Origin of the sequence: Actinosynnema sp. NPDC023794 (genome assembly GCF_040639675.1) — a bacterium.
Lineage (GTDB): Bacteria > Actinomycetota > Actinomycetes > Mycobacteriales > Pseudonocardiaceae > Actinosynnema > Actinosynnema luteola.
Map to the genome: position 1 here is coordinate 82,887 of NZ_JBFAFR010000006.1, position 16,983 is coordinate 99,869.

The window sequence follows — 16,983 nt, forward strand, 5'->3', positions numbered from 1 at the left end:
GGGGTCGCCCCACCGAACGACGAACCACCCGGCACAGACCCACTCGGCACAGACCCACCCAGAGCAGACCCACCCAGAGCGGGTCCACCGGGCATCGCCCCGCCCGGCCGGAGACCGGGTGCGGCGGACGCGCCCTGAGATGTCGCGGCGGGAGCGGCGCTCAACCCGTTCGGCGGACCGCCGGCCGTGCCCGGCGAGAACGCGGGACCACCGGCAGGCATCCCACCGGGCATCCGGGCGCCGGCAGCACCCGGACCCGGTGCCGAACCGGGAGCCGGACCGCCGGGCGCGCTGCTCGGGGCCGGTCCGCCGGGAGCCGTGCCGAGCCGACTGCCGATGGAGGGCCCGGTCCCACCACCACCGGGTGACGTCGGCACCGACGCGCCGCTGCGCCCACCGGGCGTCCCGGCCGGACCGTTGAAGGCCGAAGGCGTCGGAGAACCACCAGGCGAAGACCCGCCGTGATCACCGCCGACCGAAGGCGGCGCACCGACCCGAGGCCCGGGCGCGGGCGGCGCGGCCACGGACGAGGTCGCGGTCGTCCCGGCAGGCGGCCGGTTCAAGCCGTCACGGTTCACCGGCGGACCGGACGGCGAACCCCCGGGCACACCACCAGGCACACCACCGGGAACGCCGCCCGGCGTCGGCCCGAGGTTCGGCGGACCGCCGTCCGGTCCGCCGGCGTTGACCCGCGGCGGTTCGACGGAGATCCCGTCCTTCGCACCGCCGATCCCACCGGACACCGCACCGGCCGACGCGCCCATCAGCACGTCCCGCGCCGAGATGTCCTGCCCCATCACGGCCGCCGTGCCCACCGTGGACACCGCACCCTCGACCGCGCCACGCGTCGCGCCGACCGCCACCTGCCCGGCCAGCCCACCACCCTCGAACTTCAGCCCGCCCGACACACCGCCGACCAGCCCGGACACCGCGCCCGAGACCGCCGCCTCGGTGGTCTTGCCCCAGTCCCACGACTCACGGTCCCCGCGCGCCACCTGGATCGCCTGGATGGCCGCGTCGATGCCGACCGAGATCGCGACCTCCTTGAGGATCGCGATGATCAACTGCCGGAACGTGAACTGCACGATCAGCCTCGTCGCCTGCTGCGCGATCGGGATGCCGGCGGTCGTCGCGCCGAACGTGCCGAACGCCGCCGCGATCAGCGCGGCGATCTCGATCGCCAGCGCGATCAGCGACGCGATGATCGACAGCTTGGTGTACTCCACCTCCAGCGCGGTGTTGTCGCAGCTGTCCGCCAACTGCTCGCAGATCTTCTGCAGCTTCGGCAGGTAGGAGTCGTCACCCTCGGAGAACTTCTTCCAGTACTCCTCGAACGCCTTGACGGCCTCACCGGTCTGGCTCGCGTACACGGTGGACGCCGCGCCGTTGCCCTCGTCGATGACCGCCTTCACGCCTTGCGCGGCCGTGCGGTAGGCGTCGGCCATCCGCCGAAGCGCCGTCTCGTCACCCTCCGGCCAGCTCTGCCCGACCACGATCGGGAAGAGCCAGGTGACCTCGCCCGGGATCTCGATGCCCACCGCAGTGCCCCTCAGTAAGTCCGGGAGATCCCGGTCGCGTTGCCCTGGTCGGAACCCTCGTAGGCATCGGCGGTCTGCTCCACGCCGGTGCGGATGTCGGCAAGGGCCGTGGCGAGGTTGCCGAAGGCCTCCAACGTCGCCTGCGAATTCGGCACGTACTCCTTGGCGAACGCCTGCCCGGACTCGTCACCACCCCAGCACTGGCCCTCGGCCTGCAACGCCGAGCTCAACGCCTGCAGCACGCCGCCCAGCGAATCACCCGCCGCTCCGAACTGGCCCGCGCCTCGGCGGAGGCCGGACACGCTGACGTCGAACCCGCTCACCAGCCACTCCTGTCCATGAAGCTGTCGCCGTCGTCATCGTCGGACCGCGGCGCGGGACGACGCGGCTGCGTCGACGGCTGCGGCACGACGGGCGGCTGGGGGATGAGGTCGGCCAGTGACGGCACGCCGGGCAGCATCTCCGACAGGTCGATGCTCGGACCTCCCCGCGCGGGCGCCAGCACCTCGTTCAGCTCGGTCCTGGCCTTGGCCACGGCCTGCTGCACGGTCTCGGCGGTGAGCCGGGCCAGCTTGTCGGGCGTGGTGCGCTCGAACGCGTTGGCGGAGAACTCCAGGGACGTCAACGCGCCGGCGGAGTCGACGGTGGCGCGCACGGAGCCGTCCTTGGACACCGCGGTCGCCGTGATCGCCATGGCCTGCGCCTGCGTCTCGCGCAGCTCATCGGTCTTCTTCCTCAGTTCGGCCAGGAGGGAGTCGACCTGCTCGCGCATGGCCGCGTTCCGCGCCTCCAACTCGGCACGTCGTCCTGTCGGATCGGTCACAGCGGTCCCCTCGTGAGCGCTCTCCAGAGGTGCTGACGCTAACCGAGGCCCCCGGGTTCCCGCGGATATTCGGCGGTGGGTTGTCGGTGGGTGCGGGCAGAGTGTCACCGTGCTCCGTCCGTACCGGGAACTCGCCGCCGTGCCCCACTTGCCGTGGCTGCTGGTGTGGTCGGTGATCGGCCGCATCCACCTGCCGGGCACGCCGCTGGCGGTGTCGTTCCTGATAGCCGGGTGGACCGGGTCGTACGCCCTGGCAGGCGTGGTCGGCGGGGCGTTGACGTTGGGCATGGGTGTGGCAGGTCCGTTGCGGGGTCGTGCGGCGGACCGGAGCCCGGCCGGGCGGCTGCTGCTGGTGACTTCGGCGGGCTACGGCGTCGGCATCGCGGTGCTCGGTGTGCTGCCCGCCGTCATGCCCGGCGGGATGTGGCCGTTGGCGGTGGTGGCGGCGTTCCTGACCGGGCTGTCCACGCCACCGGTGACGGCGATGAGCCGGGCGAGCTTCCCGCGGCTGGCGACGGGGCCCGCGCAGTCGGCGGTGTTCACCGTCGAGGCGTCCATGCAGGAGGTCATGTACATCGTCGGTCCGGCGCTGGCGGCGACCGTGGTGGCGGTGTGGAACGCGCAGGTCGCGCTGTGGTTGTGCGGCGCGCTCGCGGTGCTCGGCGCGCTCGGCTTCGGCGGGGCGCTGCGGCGGGCGGGGCTGGACCGGCCGGTGGCGCGTGAGGCCGCGCGCGGTGGGCCGACGTTGCTGCGCGACGGTTCGCTGGCGTTGGCGCTGCTGACCGCGCTGTTCCTGGTGGCCTCGCTGGTGGTGATCGACATGGTGATCATCGCGTGGGCACGTGACCTGGGCAGACCCGCGATGGCCGGTGTGCTGACGGCCGTGTGGGGCGTGGGGTCCGTGGTCGGCGGGTTGATCGCGGGAGGGCTCGTCGGGCAGGCCCGGTTCACGAGACGGATGCTGTTGATGGCGCTGGGCGTCGCGCCGCTGGTGCTGGTGCTGCCGCCGGTGATGGACCCGTCGTCGGCGTGGTTGATCGGTGCGGTGCTGGGGGTGGGCGGCATGGCGATCGCGCCCGCCATCGCGGCCAACAACCAGCGGATCAGCGGGCTCGCGCCGGACGACCGCAAGGCCGAGGCGTTCGGCTGGATGGGCACGTTCACCACGGCGGGCTCGGCGTTGGCGCTGCCGGTGGCAGGGTCGTTGCTGGACCACTTCGGTCCGGCCGCGGCGGCCGGTGCGAGCACGGTGGCGGCGCTGGTCGGGGCGTTCCTGGCGAGCCGGGTGCGCGAGCGGGAGGACGTGCCGGTTGGGTGACCGGGTTCGGCTTGTGGGTGCGCTGCTCGCGTTCGTCGGCGGGGCGTTCCTGGCTGTTCAGGGGCGGTTGAACGGCGAGTTGGGGCACGTGTTCGGCGACGGGTTCCTGGCCGCGCTGGTGTCGTTCGGCGGCGGGTTCGCGTTGTTGCTGCTGGGCGTGCCGACGACGGCGGCCGGGCGGGCGGCGCTGGGTCGGCTGTGGTCGTCGCTGCGGGACGGGCGGATCCGCTGGTGGCAGTGCGTCGGCGGGGCGTGCGGGGCGTTCTTCGTGGCCACGCAGGGGTTGACGGTCGCGGCGCTCGGGGTGGCGGTGTTCACCGTGGCGGCGGTGGGCGCGCAGGCGGTGAGCAGCCTGCTGGTGGACCGGGCGGGCATCGGTCCGGCCGGACGGGTGGCGTTGACCTGGCCGCGCGTGGTCGGTGCGGCGTTGGCGGTGGTGGCGGTCGCGGTGGCCGTGTCGGACGAGGCCGGTGACGCGTCGGCGTTGTGGTTGGCGCTGCTGCCCGCGCTGGGCGGGTTCGGGCTCGGCTGGCAGCAGGCGGTGAACGGGCTGGTGCGCGAGGCGGCGCGGAGCACGCGCGTGACCACGTTGGTCAACTTCGGCACCGGGACGGCGGTGCTCCTCGTCGTGTGCGCGGTCGACGTGGCGGTGCGCGGGCTGCCCACCGCCGCGCCGAGCGAGCCGTGGTTCTACGCGGGCGGGGCGCTCGGGGTCTGCACCATCGGCTCGGCGGTGCTGGCGGTGCGGTGGCTGGGCGTGCTGCTGGTCGGGCTGTGCCAGGTCGCCGGACAGCTCGTCGGCGCGCTCGCGGTGGACGTCATCGCTCCCGCCGCAGGTGAGGAGGTGTCCGTGCTCGCGCTGGTCGGCACGGCGTTGACGCTGCTCGCGGTGGTGGTCGCCGCGTTGCCCGGTCGGCGGTGATGAGAGGATGAGGCACGTGACTGCGACGATCCTCAACGGCAGGGCCACCCGGGACGCGATCTTCGAAGACCTGCGGGCGCGGGTCGGCGCGTTGCGCGAGCGGGGGGTGACACCGGGGCTGGCCACCGTGCTGGTCGGTGACGACCCGGGCTCGCACTCGTACGTCCGGGGCAAGCACCTGGCGTGCGAGAAGGTCGGCATCACGTCGATCCGCCGCGACCTGCCCGCGGACACCACGCAGGCGCAGCTCGAAGAGGTCATCGACGAGCTGAACGCCGACCCGGCGTGCACCGCGTACATCGTGCAGTTGCCGCTGCCCAAGCACCTCGACCCGAACCCGATCCTGGAGCGCATCGACCCGCGCAAGGACGGCGACGGCCTGCACCCCGTCAACCTGGGCAAGCTGGTGCTCGGTGACGAGGCCCCGCTGCCGGCGACGCCGCGCGGGGTGGTGGAGCTCCTGCGCCGGTACGACGTGCCGCTGTCGGGTGCGAACGTCACCGTCGTCGGTCGCGGTGTGACGGTCGGCCGCCCGATCGGGCTGCTGCTGACCAGGCGTTCGGAGAACGCCACGGTGACGTTGTGCCACACCGGCACCAAGGACCTGGCCGCCGAGGTGCGGCGGGCGGACATCGTCGTCGCGGGCGCCGGCAGCCCCGGCCTGATCACCGCGGACATGGTGAAGCCCGGCGCGGCCGTGGTCGACGTCGGCATCACCCGTACCGAGGCCGGTCTGGTGGGCGACGTTCACCCGTCCGTGGCCGAGGTGGCGGGTTTCCTCGCGCCGATCCCGGGTGGCGCGGGTCCGATGACCATTGCGATGCTGCTGACCAACACGGTCGAAGCGGCCGAGCGCACGGCCTGAGGCGGGAAGCGGTGGAGTTGTTGCCGGAGCAGCGCTGGCGGTCCGCGGCGGGCAAGCACCTGCCGTTCGCGCTGGTGCTCGTGGTCGTCGGGCTCGGTCTCGTGCGGATCATCCAGTACCACTGGCGGCAGGGCGCGGTGCTGATCGGCGTCGCGCTGCTGGTCGCGGCTCTCCTGCGGGTGTTGGTGACCGACGAACAGGCGGGGCTGATCGCGATCCGGGGGCGGAGCGTGGACGCGCTGCTGTACTCGGGGTTGGGTTTCGCGGTGATCTTCGTGGCGATGACCATCATCGGTGGCCCGTTGGACCGGTGACCGGGGTGTGGGGCCCGCTCGGTCAGGTTCGCTCGACCAGCGCTGTGATCAGTTCCGTCATCTCCTCTTGCGGCAGCACGTCGGGCAGGGTCAGGTGCTCCACCATCAGCCCGCTCATCGCCAGGTAGAGCGACACCGCCGTGGTGCGGTCGCCGGGTAGGCCCGCGTCCAGGTGGAAGCGGACGTTCTGCTCCAGGTTCTCGCTGATCGTCTTGGTCAGCGCGGCCTGGAGCTCGGGGCGTCTGGTGGCCTCCAGTCTCAGCTCCAGCAGGGCCAGGTAGCCCGTGCGGTCGACCTGGAGGCGTTCCAGCAGTTCCTGCAGCAGGCGAACCACGAGGCTCTTGTCCGGTGGCGCGTCCATCGTCCTGGCCAGCCGCTGCGCGTCCGGCGTGAGCCGGACGTGGATGTGCTCGCCGACCTGCCGCAGCAGGTCGTCACGGCTGGTGAAGTAGTTCGACGCGGTGCCGTTGGGCACCCCCGCCTCCTGGTCGACGGCGCGGAACGTCAGACCTCGCGCGCCCTCGCGCGCCAACACCTCGACCGCCGCGTCGACCAGCGCCATTCGCCTGTTCGGATTACGAACCACGATTCCTCCTTGACAACCACTCCGGCCATAGTACTACAGTCGGAGCACTACGGGCGGAGTGGTTGCCGGTCTTCCGTGCCGAACCCGAGACCCGAGACCTCCGGAGGAATCCACCATGCGAACCCTGACCTACTTCGTCGCGACCTCGCTCGACGGCTTCATCGCCGACCCGAAGGGCGGTTTCGGAGACTTCCTGTTCGAAGGCGACCACATGACCGCCCTGGTCGAGGAGTACCCCGACACGCTGCCCGCGCAGGCCCGCGAGGCCATGGGCATCGACGCGCCCAACCAGCACTTCGACACGATCCTCATGGGTCGCGCCACCTATCAGGTGCCGGGAGGACTACCGAGTCCCTACCCACATCTGCGGCAATACGTGGTGTCGACACGGCTGAGCACCACGCCCGAGGACGTGCAGGTGGTGGCGGATCCGCCGGCCAAGGTCCGTGAGCTGAAGGAAGAGCCGGACGGCCTGGGCATCTGGCTGTGCGGAGGAGGCAGGCTGGCCGCCGCCCTGCTGCCAGAGATCGACGAACTGGTGCTCAAGATCCACCCGATCGTGTTGGGCAAGGGCATCCCCCTGTTCGCGGGCGACTTCCCCACCGCCCGCTTCGCGAAGGCGTCGACCAGAATCTTCGACTCGGGCGTCGTCTTTGCCTCCTACGCCAAGGCGGACGGCGTATGACCCGCGTGGGAGATTCCGTTTGATGCCCGCTCAGGTTCGGCCCGAAGTTGTTGGCCGAGCGCCTGGCCTGTCTTGATCTTGTGACGCGAGGGGTGGGCACCGTTGAGGCGTGTCGGTTCGTGGGTGTCAACCGGCGGACCGGCACCGGTGGCGGCACGACCGCGTGGGCGGGACGGAGCGGGAATCGAACCGGGTTCCCGCCCCACCCGCGCGGGCGGGCCTCTCCCATCCACCGGTGTCGTCGCGATTCCTGTCCCAGGTCGATCGGCGGACCTGGCCGGTCTCGGGGTGAGGGCCATCGCCAGGCGACTCGTGCGCGATCCCTCCACGATCAGCCAGACCCGGCAGGATCGCGGCGAACTACGCCGCGAACTCGCTGCCGCGCTGCGCACCGGCCGCACCGTGCGCAAACCCCACCGCACCCCGACACCCGCCGGCCCCGCTTCACCGCACCGATGCCGATGATCAGCGGCCGACCCGCCGAAGTGGAGGACCGCGCCGTGCCCGGCCACGGGGAAGGCGACCTCACCACCGTCGCCGCCCGACTCAACCGCCGCCCACGCAAAACCCTCGCCTGGGACACCGCAGCCGAGTGCCTCGCCACACTCCTCACCAACACCAGTTGATCATGCGTGTCGCGACGACCGCTGGAATCCAGATTGCGGGCGGGCAGGGGCGGGGGATGTGGGCGGCGGGGATTGGCTGGGTGGTGGCGAGGGTTAGCGGAAGTCTCGCGACCGTGAAGGGATGCGCAGGTCCAGCTGCTGCAAGCGTTCCGCGCGAATGCTGATCACTCCTTCGGCGGACTCGACGACGCCTCGGATCAGCAAAGCGGGGCTGGTTCGGGCGACTTTGCGGTAGCGGGCCCACAGGCCCGTGGTGCAGACGACGTTGACCATGCCGGTCTCGTCCTCGATGTTGAGGAACGTGACGCCGCCCGCGGTGCCGGGGCGTTGTCGGTGGGTCACCGCGCCGCCGATCAGCACCCTGGTGCCGTTGGGCACGGTGGCCAGGTCCGCGGTGGCCAGGGCTCCCAGCGCCGTCAGCCTGTCCCGGACGAACTCGGTGGGGAAGCTGCCCGGGGACAAGCCCATCGCCCAGACGTCGGCGACCGCCAGTTCGACCTCGTCCATGCCGGGCAGGGCCGGCGCCTCGGTGCCGACCACGGTTCCCGGCAGGCGGTCGGGCCGGATCTTCGCGACGGCTCCTGCCGACCAGAGAGCGGCTCGTCGGTCCAGCCCGAAACACCCGAAGGCGCCCGCCGTGGCCATGGCCTCCACCTGCGCCGTGGTCAGCCGGACCCGGGCGCCGAAGTCCGCCATGTCCCGGAACGGACCCGATTCCCGTTGCGAGACAACGTCTTCGGCGACCTTCTGACCGATCGTCCGGATGCCGCCCAGGCCGATGCGCACGGCCTGCTCACCGTCCACCAGCTCGAGGGTGGCGTGCGGGAGGCCGGCGTTCACATCCGGACCGAGCACGCGCACGCCGTGACGACGGGCGTCCGCGACCAACGACTGAGGGGAGTAGAAACCCATGGGCTGAGCGCGCAGCAACGCCGCGCAGAAGGCGGCCGGGTGGTAGAGCTTGAACCAGGCGCTGACGAACACGAGGTGCGCGAAGCTGAGCGCGTGGCTCTCCGGGAAGCCGAAGTTGGCGAACGCCAACAGCTTCGCGTAGATCTTCTCCGCCAGCTCGTGACCGATGCCGTTGGCCTTGGCGCCCTCGTAGAAGCGCTCACGGAGGCGTTCCATCCGGTGCGTGGAGCGCTTGGCGCCCATGGCGCGGCGCAGTTCGTCCGCCTCGGCGGGGCTGAAGTCGGCCACGTCGACGGCGATCTGCATGAGCTGCTCCTGGAACAGCGGCACGCCGAGGGTCTTCTTGAGCGCCCCCTCCAGCAGGGGGTGGTCGTAGTCCCACTGCTCCTTGCCGTTGCGCCGGCGGATGTAGGGGTGCACCGAGCCGCCCTGGATCGGGCCGGGGCGGATCAGCGCGACCTCCACCACCAGGTCGTAGAACGTCCGCGGCTTGAGCCGGGGCAGGGTCGCCATCTGGGCGCGGCTCTCCACCTGGAACACGCCGACGGAGTCGGCGCGCTGCAGCATCTCGTAGACGTCCGCGTCTTCGAGGTCGAGGTTGCCGATGTCGACCTCGACGCCCTCGTGCTCGCGCACCAGGTCGATGGCGTAGTGCAACGCCGAGAGCATGCCGAGGCCGAGCAGGTCGAACTTGACCAACCCGATGGAGGCGCAATCGTCCTTGTCCCACTGCAACACCGTGCGGTCGGTCATCCGGCCCTTCTCGACCGGGCACACCTCGCTGACCGGCCGGTCGCAGATGACCATTCCGCCGGAGTGGATGCCCAGGTGCCGAGGGAAGTTCTCCAGCTCGGCGGCCAGTTCCAGCACCGGACCGGGAATGCCGCCCTCGTCCGCTGTGGACCGCAACGGGCCCCAGCGGTCGATCTGCTTGCTCCACGCGTCCTGCTGGCCGACCGAGTAGCCGAGCGCCCGCGCCACGTCACGGATCGCCGACCGGCCGCGGTAGCTGATGACGTTGGCGACCTGTGCGGCGTGCCGCCGTCCGTACTTGCGGTAGACGTACTGGATGGCCTCCTCACGGCGGTCGGACTCGATGTCGAGGTCGATGTCGGGAGGGCCGTCGCGGGCGGGCGCCAGGAAGCGCTCGAAGAGGAGGTCGAAGCGGACCGCGTCGACGTTGGTGATGCCGAGGGCGTAGCAGACGGCGGAGTTCGCGGCCGACCCCCGGCCCTGGCAGAGGATGTCGTTGCGCCGGCAGAACGAGACGATGTCGTGCACGACGAGGAAGTAGCCGGGGAAGTTCAACTCCTCGATGATCTTCAACTCGTGCTCGATCTGCTGGTACGCCCTGGGGTTCTCGCCGATCGAGCGGTAGCGGCGGGCCGCGCCGTCGTAGGTCAGCTCACGCAGGTAGCTGTTCTCGTCGTGCCCCGCCGGCACGTCGAACGGCGGCAGTTCCGGCGCGATCAGCTTGAGGTCGAACTGGCACTGCAGGCCGAGCACCGCCGAACGGTGCACCGCACCGGGGAACCGGGCGAACCGGCGGGCCATCTCCTCCCCCGACCGCAGGCACGCCGTGCGGCCGGGCGGCAGCCAGCCCGCCATCTCGTCCAGGCTGCGCCGCGCCCGCACCGCCGCCATCGCCGCCGCCAACCGACCCCGCGCGGGCACCGCGTAGTGCACGGCGTTCGTCGCCACGGTCGGCAGCCCCAGGTCGTGGGCCATGCCCCACAGCAGGTCGTTGCGCGGCCCGTCCTCGGGGTAGCCGTGGTCGGTCAGCTCCACGAACACCCGGTCCGCCCCGTACAGGTCGACCAACCTCCGCAGCTGCGCGAACGCCGCCTCCGGCCCTTCCCGCGCCAACGCCCGCCGCACCGCGCCCTTGCGGCAGCCGGTGAGCACGACGCAGTCGTCCCGGGTGTCCGCGACCACCTCCTCCAACCGGTACACCGGCCGCCCCTTCTCGCTGCCCTCCGCGAGCTGACCGGTGGTGATCGTGCGGCACAACGCGTGGTAGCCGTCGCGGTCGGTGGCCAGCAGGAGCAGGTGCTCGCCCTCGGGGTCCGGCACGCCGTTCTGCGGCTCGGACAGCCCGAGGCTCAGCTCCGCGCCGAACACCGTGCGCACGCCGAGCTCCTTGGCTGCCTCGGCGAACCGCACCACGCCGTACATGCCGTCGTGGTCGGTCAACGCCACCCCGTCCAGCCCGAGCTGCTGCGCCGCCTCCACCAGCTCCTCCGGGTGGCTCGCGCCGTCGAGGAAGCTGAAGTTGGAGTGGCAGTGCAGCTCGACGTACGGCACGCGGGCGCGGGTCGCCCCGAGGTCGTCCACCTTGACCGCGAAGTCGGGCGGGGCCTCGTAGCGGTCGCGGTGGCGCGTCCACGCCGGGCTGTCGCCGCCGTCGGGCACCGGGGGCTTGCCCGACAGCGCGCGTTCCAGCTCCGACCACCGGACCGGCGGGTTGTTCCAGCCCATCAGCGCGAGTCGTCGAGTGCTCGCCGAGGGGACGGGATCGACGGCGCCGCCGGTGGCAGCCGTGCCGGCAGCCAGCCGAAGCTCACCACGTAGGCCGGTCCACCGCGCTGGTCCGGCACCTCACGCCGGTCCGGCACGGCGCAGTCGTCCAGCCAGTCGGCCAGGCTCCGGCGATCCTGTTCGGAGAAGTCACCGCTCATCAGTCGTACACCCCTTCCACCGCCCACTTGCCACCCGCGCGGATCAGCAGGAACGCGAGCTCCTCGCCGTCCGCCGCGGTTCCCAGCACTTGCAGTCGTGCACCGCGCATCGCGGTCTCCGCGTCCCACCAGCGCTCGTCCACCGGCCACGGCCCCGACCACGCCACGACCTGCCGCGCACGGCCGCCGTGCACGATCCGGTGTGGCCGCACGACCAGCTCGGCGTAGCCGGTGACCACGACGTCCGCGCCCGAGGAGTCCAGCAGCGCGACCGGTTCGGGTTCGGCGAACACCGTCGCGGGCGACGGCCCGGGCAGCTGCCCCGGCCACGGCTGCTCCGCGTCGGCAGCCGGGGTGCGCTCGTCGCCCCACGGCACCAGCCGCACCCGCTCGACCGGTCCACGTCCACCGCCGAGCACGGGCGTGAGCACGGCGTCCGGCCCGAGCAGGCCTTGGACGTGCACCATCGCGCGCGCCGCGCGTTCCGCCGCCTCACCCTGGTCCTGACCCGCGCCCGGCCACAGGCCCAGTTGCAGCGCGGTGGCGTCGACCACCTCTTCGGGGTCCAGGCGCAACAGGTGGATGCCTGCGGTCGGGCCGGCCCCGTCGCGGTGGGCACGGGTGAGCCAGCCGTCGAGCTGCCAGCGGACGCGGTCGGCGATGCCCTGCGGGGTGAGCGGCTCGGCGCAGCGCCACAGCCGGTGCAGCTCCTCGCCGTTCTCGGTGGTGGCCCGGATGCCGAGGCGGGTGCAGGCCAGACCGCGGTCGGCGAGGCCCGCGTGCAGGCGTTCGGCGAGGCCCTTCGCCGCGAACGCCGCCGCGTCGACCCGGTCGATCGGCGGGTCGAGTTCCCGGGTGACCGACAGCTCGGGCGGCGGACGGCGGCGTGACCTGGGACGTTCCTCCAGCCCGGCGGCCAGCCGGTGGGCCAGCACGGCGGCGCGGCCGAAGCGGGTGGCGACGTCGCGCTCGGGCACGGCGGCGAACGCGCCGAGCGTGCGCAGGCCGAGGCGGCGCAGCAGGTCGACCAGCGCGGCCCGGTCCTCCCGGCGTTCGGCGGGCTGGTCGAGCTCGTGGATGCCCAGCGGCGCGAGGAACTCCCGGGTCCGGCCCGGCGGCACGACCAGCCCGCGGTGCGCGGCCAGGGTCGACGCGAACAGCCCGTCGGCGAGCCCGACCTGCGCCTCGACCCCGGCGCGCACCGCGATGTGGTCGACCACGCGCTCGGCGGCCGGCTCGGCGGACCCGAAGTACCCGACCGGCCCTCGGGCGGCGACGACCACCAACCCCGGCCGGACCACCTCGATCCCGGGCGCGAGCTCCTCCACCGCCGCCGCGACCGGCTCGAAGAGACGGGCGTCGCGCACCTCGTCGTACTCGAAGACGGCCAGCTCGGGACACTGCCCCTGGGCCGCGCGCCGCCGCATCCCGCGTCGCACGCCTTCGGCGCGGGCGACCGCCGAACAGGCGACGACTTCACCCGACCGCATGACGGCGGCGGGGACGTGCGGCGGGAGGGAAGCCTCGGCGGAGGCCGCCACCACCGGCCAGTCAGGGCACCAGACGGCAAGCGTGTACAGGGGATTCACCTCTTCGACGGGTTCGTTCGACGGGTTGGGGACGCGCACGGCTCACACCGCCTCGACAGCGGCCGGGGAGGACGGGCCGGGCGGATCGGTGGAGGCGGGACGCGGCGGGCCGGCGGGAAGCAGCGGCGGGTTGGCGGGCGGTAGCGGTGCGTCAGTGGTCGGCGTGGGGACCAGGGACGGGCGTGCGGGTGGCTCCGCGGTGGTCCCGGGCAGCACCAGGCTCGTTCGCCGTGGCCTCGCCGCGGCGCCTCGGCCCGTCGCCTGGACGCTGACGGTCCGAGCGGTCAGGAGGCCGTGACCCGCTTCCAGCCCGGTCCACCGGCCGGAGGTCGCCGTCAGCTCCACGTCCGCACCCGGCCACGAGACCGTGAAGGGCAGCAGGACCGCTTTGCGGTGGCGGGCCCGTGCCGAGAGCTTGCGCGAAGTCGCCGCGGTGACCGGCGTGGCCAGCACGACCAGGTCGAACCCGTCCAACAGGGCCGCCACGGTCTTCTCGACCTCGCCCTGGTCCCTGCCAGGTCGAGGGACCAGGGCGAGTCGATGGACGGCCACGCCCAACTCGGCCGCCGCGAGTGCCCCACACCCCGGCAGGCCGACCACGGCCGCCCAGCATCCTTCCGCGGTCGCCGCGGCCATCAGCGCGAACAGCAACGATGTCGACCCTCGCACCGACACCGTGCTGCCCCGCCGCAGGCCACCCCACGGGAGGAGCCCTGCCAGTTCCCCGCGAACCGGCAGGGCCCGAACCGGTGCCTTGGTCAGCTCGCCCGCCGCGCCTACCCCGAGCGCGGTCAGCGTCGCCGTTGCCGACCTGGACACCAGCCCTCCTCCCACAGATCCGCGCGCACCCCTGTGCGCGGATCGCCGTGGGAAGTTCGGCGACCTGTCTGTCGAACATCTGTTCGAACGACACGGTGATCTTATCCCTAACCAGCCACCCCCTGTCAATGCCGGCAGCGTCCACGATCGGGTGGCCGGCAGACTGCTGCTCGCGACACCGACCGGCACACGGGGGGAACCGTGAACGCACCTCAGAACCCGCAGAACTGGCCCCAGCAGCCACAACCCGGCTACGGCCCACCTCAGCCGGGCCCCCAGCAACCCGGGCAGCCGGGCGGGTACGGCCAGGGCCAACCCGGGGGCTACGGACCACCCCCGCCCGGTTTCGGACCGCCCGGCCCCCAACAACCCGGTCACGGCCCGTACGGCCCCCAACCGCCGAAGAAGAGCCGGACGGGCCTGGTCGTGGGCATCGTGGTCGCCGTCGTCGTGCTGGTCCTGGGCGGTGTCGCCACCACGTTCCTGCTGGACTACTACGAGCAGCCCGGCGGCGGACCCGGCGAGCAGCCGATCGCCGAGTGCGACCTCAGCGCCGACCTCAAGTCACAGGCGCACGTCAGCAGCTTCCGCCTGGTCGAGAAACCCGCGCAGGACAAGGGCCTGAAGCGCTGGAACTGCCACTGGCAGCAGACCGAGGGCAAGGACGGCCGCAACCCGCGCAGCATGGCCTTCTACATCTACGACTACCGGGACTTCACCGACAAGTCGAACCAGAACGTCGAGCACGCGGAGAGCACCTACGACGACGCCGCCGGGTTCGCCAACGGCCTGCAGACCAAACCGGTCGAGGGCCTCGGCGACGAGGCGATGCTGATCATCGAGCCCACGCCGCGCGACTCGATCGACGTGAAGCTGATCGCCCGCCAGGACGCGGTGGTCTGGAGCATCACCTACAGCGGGCGGGACAAGGGCATCATCAGCGACTCGCCGATGCCGCTGACCGACGCGGAGGCCGTGGTCCGCAAGACGGCCGAGGAGCTGATCGCGAAGAAGTGAAACGCGGGGGCTCCCCGTCAGCCGACGAGGAGCCCCGGAGCGCTAGTGCGCGAAGTGCCGCGTGCCGGTCAGGTACACGGTCACGCCGGCCGCCTCCGCCGCCGCGATCACCTCGGCGTCACGCACCGAACCACCGGGCTGCACGACCGCGCGCACCCCGGCCTCCACCAGCACCTCCAGCCCGTCCGGGAACGGGAAGAACGCGTCCGACGCGGCCACCGCGCCCCGCGCCCGCTCACCGGCACGCGCCACCGCCAGCCGGGCCGCGTCGACCCGGTTGACCTGACCCATGCCCGCGCCGACGGTCGCGCCACCGGACGCGAGCAGGATCGCGTTCGACTTCACCGCCCGGCACGCCCGCCACGCGAACGCCAGGTCGGCCAAGCCCGCCTCGTCCAACGGCGTGCCGCACACGTGGGTCCACTTGGCCGGGTCGTCGCCCTCGGCCTCGATGGTGTCCGCCGTCTGCAACAACAACCCGCCGGACACCGCTCGCATCTCCACGCCACCGCGCTCGGGCGCCGGCGCGACCAGGATGCGCACGTTCTTCTTCCGCGTCAGCACGTCCACCGCGCCGTCGGCGTAGGAGGGCGCGATGACGACCTCGGTGAAGATCTCCGCCACCTGCTCGGCCATCTCCACGGTCACCTCGCGGTTCGCCGCGATCACGCCGCCGAACGCGCTCACCGGGTCGCACGCGTGCGCGTTGCGGTGCGCCTCGGCGATCGCGCCCGGACCGTCCACGTTGGACACCGCGATGCCGCACGGGTTGGCGTGCTTGATGATCGCCACGCACGGCAGCTCGTGGTCCCACGCCGCCCGCCACGCCGCGTCGGCGTCGACGAAGTTGTTGTAGGACATCTCCTTGCCGTGCAGCTGCTCCGCCGTCGCCAGCCCGGAACGCCCGTCGCCCTGCGTGTACAACGCGGCCCGCTGGTGCGGGTTCTCGCCGTACCGCAGCACCTGCTTGCGGTTCCACGTCGCGCCGACCCAGCCCGGGAAGCCGGAGCCCTCGTCGTCCGCCGCGACCGCGCTGCCCAGCCACGAGGCCACGGCCACGTCGTAGGACGCGGTGTGCCGGAACGCGTCCACGGCCAACCGCTGCCGGTCCGGCAGCGTGAACCCGCCGGCCTCGACCTGCTCCAGCACCCACGAGTACCGCGACGGGTCCACGACGACGGCCACGCTGGCGTGGTTCTTCGCCGACGCGCGCACCATGGCCGGGCCGCCGATGTCGATCTGCTCCACGCACTCGTCCGCCGACGCGCCGGAAGCCACCGTCTGCGTGAACGGGTACAGGTTCACCACGAGCAGGTCGAACGGCTCGATGCCCAGCTCGCGCAGCGTCTCCAGGTGCGACTCGCGCCGGGTGTCGGCGAGCAGCCCCGCGTGCACGCCGGGGTGCAGCGTCTTCACCCGACCGTCCAGCGCCTCCGGGAACCCGGTGACGTCCTCGACCGGCGTGACCGGCACGCCCGCGTCGGCCAGCGCGCGCGCCGTGCCGCCGGTGGAGACGATCTCGACTCCGGCCGCGTGCAGGCCGGTGGCCAGTTCCAGCAGCCCCGACTTGTCGGAAACCCCGATCAGGGCCCGGCGAACCGGTCGCCTCTCGGCAGGAGTGGTCACGGGATGCTCACCTTTCGTCCGTTCACGGTGCAGCCCTCGCGGGCCAGGCGGGCGACCACGTCGACCAGCAGCCGCCGCTCCACCACCTTGATGCGCTCGTGCAGGCTTTCGACGTCGTCGTCATCGGCGACGACGACCGCTTCCTGGGCCAGGATCGGCCCGGTGTCCACACCGCCGTCCACCAGGTGCACGGTCGCGCCGGTCACCTTCACGCCGTAGTCGACGGCGTCGCGGACGCCGTGCGCGCCGGGGAAGGCGGGCAGCAGCGCGGGGTGGGTGTTGACCATCCGGCCGCCGAAGCGGGCCAGGAAGGCGGGTCCGAGGATCTTCATGAAGCCGGCGGTGACCACCAGGTCGGGCTTGTGCGCCTCGACGGCGTCGGCCAGCGCGGTGTCCCACGCGTCGCGGTCGGCGTGGTCGCGGAGCTTCACCGCGAAGGAGGGGACGCCCGCGCGCTCGGCGCGGCTCAGGCCCTCGATGCCGGCGCGGTCCGCGCCGACGGCGACCACCTCGACCGGGTATCCGGGGTCTGCCGCCGCGTCCAGCAACGCCTGCAACAGGGTGCCGGAACCGGAGACGAGGACGACGACCCTGGCGGGGACGGGAAGCCGGAGTGTGGTCGCGGCGCTCAGCGTGCTCTCCTTGCTGGGGACTGTCACAGCAGC

The 16,983-nt window shown here is 72.4% G+C and carries 15 protein-coding genes and 2 pseudogenes; 7 read left to right on the forward strand and 10 right to left on the reverse strand.

Going from position 1 to position 16,983, the window contains the following annotated elements:
* Nucleotides 1-1,148 precede the first annotated feature (1,148 nt).
* The 3 genes and pseudogenes from AB0H12_RS15840 to AB0H12_RS15850 all read right to left on the reverse strand — a co-directional run.
* Nucleotides 1,149-1,538 (reverse strand): annotated as a pseudogene (locus AB0H12_RS15840) (WXG100-like domain-containing protein); the annotation flags it as partial.
* Nucleotides 1,539-1,549: 11 nt separating this feature from the next.
* Nucleotides 1,550-1,861, reverse strand: coding sequence for a WXG100 family type VII secretion target (locus AB0H12_RS15845; protein WP_230572357.1), 312 nt, complete (start codon nucleotides 1,859-1,861; stop codon nucleotides 1,550-1,552).
* Entirely contained in the window at nucleotides 1,858-2,361 is a 504-nt protein-coding gene (locus AB0H12_RS15850; protein ID WP_499623596.1) for a YbaB/EbfC family nucleoid-associated protein, read from the reverse strand. The genes AB0H12_RS15845 and AB0H12_RS15850 overlap by 4 nt, the downstream gene beginning before the upstream one ends.
* A gap of 109 nt (nucleotides 2,362-2,470) precedes the next feature.
* Here AB0H12_RS15850 and AB0H12_RS15855 point away from each other — a divergent pair, with 109 nt between their 5' ends.
* Genes AB0H12_RS15855 through AB0H12_RS15870 form a run of 4 tightly spaced genes read left to right on the forward strand, consistent with a single transcriptional unit; the run spans nucleotide 2,471 to nucleotide 5,780 of the window.
* Nucleotides 2,471-3,679, forward strand: a complete 1,209-nt coding sequence (locus AB0H12_RS15855) for an MFS transporter (RefSeq protein ID WP_499623597.1) — start codon at nucleotides 2,471-2,473, stop codon at nucleotides 3,677-3,679.
* A 13-nt stretch (nucleotides 3,680-3,692) separates the two neighbouring features.
* On the forward strand, nucleotides 3,693-4,601 hold the full coding sequence (locus AB0H12_RS15860; protein ID WP_499623598.1) for a DMT family transporter: 909 nt from the start codon (nucleotides 3,693-3,695) through the stop codon (nucleotides 4,599-4,601).
* A gap of 16 nt (nucleotides 4,602-4,617) precedes the next feature.
* Nucleotides 4,618-5,466 (forward strand): bifunctional methylenetetrahydrofolate dehydrogenase/methenyltetrahydrofolate cyclohydrolase, encoded by an 849-nt coding sequence (locus tag AB0H12_RS15865; RefSeq protein ID WP_053721596.1) that lies wholly within the window; start codon nucleotides 4,618-4,620, stop codon nucleotides 5,464-5,466.
* Between the two features lie 20 nt (nucleotides 5,467-5,486).
* Nucleotides 5,487-5,780, forward strand: coding sequence for a DUF3017 domain-containing protein (locus AB0H12_RS15870; RefSeq protein ID WP_499623814.1), 294 nt, complete (start codon nucleotides 5,487-5,489; stop codon nucleotides 5,778-5,780).
* 22 nt (nucleotides 5,781-5,802) lie between these two features.
* Here the strand turns inward: AB0H12_RS15870 and AB0H12_RS15875 are convergent, their stop codons facing one another.
* Entirely contained in the window at nucleotides 5,803-6,366 is a 564-nt protein-coding gene (locus tag AB0H12_RS15875; protein ID WP_499623599.1) for a TetR/AcrR family transcriptional regulator, read from the reverse strand.
* A gap of 115 nt (nucleotides 6,367-6,481) precedes the next feature.
* Between AB0H12_RS15875 and AB0H12_RS15880 the strand changes: the two genes are divergently transcribed.
* Nucleotides 6,482-7,051, forward strand: a complete 570-nt coding sequence (locus AB0H12_RS15880; RefSeq protein ID WP_499623600.1) for a dihydrofolate reductase family protein — start codon at nucleotides 6,482-6,484, stop codon at nucleotides 7,049-7,051.
* A 47-nt stretch (nucleotides 7,052-7,098) separates the two neighbouring features.
* Nucleotides 7,099-7,578, forward strand: a pseudogene (locus AB0H12_RS15885) (transposase); the annotation flags it as partial.
* A gap of 192 nt (nucleotides 7,579-7,770) precedes the next feature.
* Here the strand turns inward: AB0H12_RS15885 and AB0H12_RS15890 are convergent.
* From AB0H12_RS15890 to imuA', 4 genes are read right to left on the reverse strand one after another with little or no spacing between them, the layout of a single operon-like run.
* Nucleotides 7,771-11,067 (reverse strand): error-prone DNA polymerase, encoded by a 3,297-nt coding sequence (locus AB0H12_RS15890; RefSeq protein ID WP_499623601.1) that lies wholly within the window; start codon nucleotides 11,065-11,067, stop codon nucleotides 7,771-7,773.
* Entirely contained in the window at nucleotides 11,067-11,267 is a 201-nt protein-coding gene (locus AB0H12_RS15895; RefSeq protein WP_499623602.1) for a hypothetical protein, read from the reverse strand. The genes AB0H12_RS15890 and AB0H12_RS15895 overlap by 1 nt, the downstream gene beginning before the upstream one ends.
* Nucleotides 11,267-12,895, reverse strand: a complete 1,629-nt coding sequence (locus tag AB0H12_RS15900; RefSeq protein WP_499623603.1) for a DNA polymerase Y family protein — start codon at nucleotides 12,893-12,895, stop codon at nucleotides 11,267-11,269. The genes AB0H12_RS15895 and AB0H12_RS15900 overlap by 1 nt, the downstream gene beginning before the upstream one ends.
* 3 nt (nucleotides 12,896-12,898) lie before the next feature.
* On the reverse strand, nucleotides 12,899-13,675 hold the full coding sequence (imuA', locus tag AB0H12_RS15905) for a DnaE2-dependent mutagenesis accessory factor ImuA' (RefSeq protein WP_499623604.1): 777 nt from the start codon (nucleotides 13,673-13,675) through the stop codon (nucleotides 12,899-12,901).
* Nucleotides 13,676-13,876: 201 nt separating this feature from the next.
* Here imuA' and AB0H12_RS15910 point away from each other — a divergent pair, with 201 nt between their 5' ends.
* Nucleotides 13,877-14,692, forward strand: coding sequence for a hypothetical protein (locus tag AB0H12_RS15910; RefSeq protein ID WP_499623605.1), 816 nt, complete (start codon nucleotides 13,877-13,879; stop codon nucleotides 14,690-14,692).
* A gap of 42 nt (nucleotides 14,693-14,734) precedes the next feature.
* Here the strand turns inward: AB0H12_RS15910 and purH are convergent, their stop codons facing one another.
* Both purH and purN read right to left on the reverse strand, forming a co-directional pair.
* Nucleotides 14,735-16,318, reverse strand: a complete 1,584-nt coding sequence (purH, locus tag AB0H12_RS15915; protein WP_499623606.1) for a bifunctional phosphoribosylaminoimidazolecarboxamide formyltransferase/IMP cyclohydrolase — start codon at nucleotides 16,316-16,318, stop codon at nucleotides 14,735-14,737.
* Entirely contained in the window at nucleotides 16,315-16,977 is a 663-nt protein-coding gene (gene purN, locus AB0H12_RS15920) for a phosphoribosylglycinamide formyltransferase (RefSeq protein ID WP_499623607.1), read from the reverse strand. Before purN ends, purH begins: the two co-directional genes overlap by 4 nt.
* Between the last annotated feature and the right edge of the window lie 6 nt (nucleotides 16,978-16,983).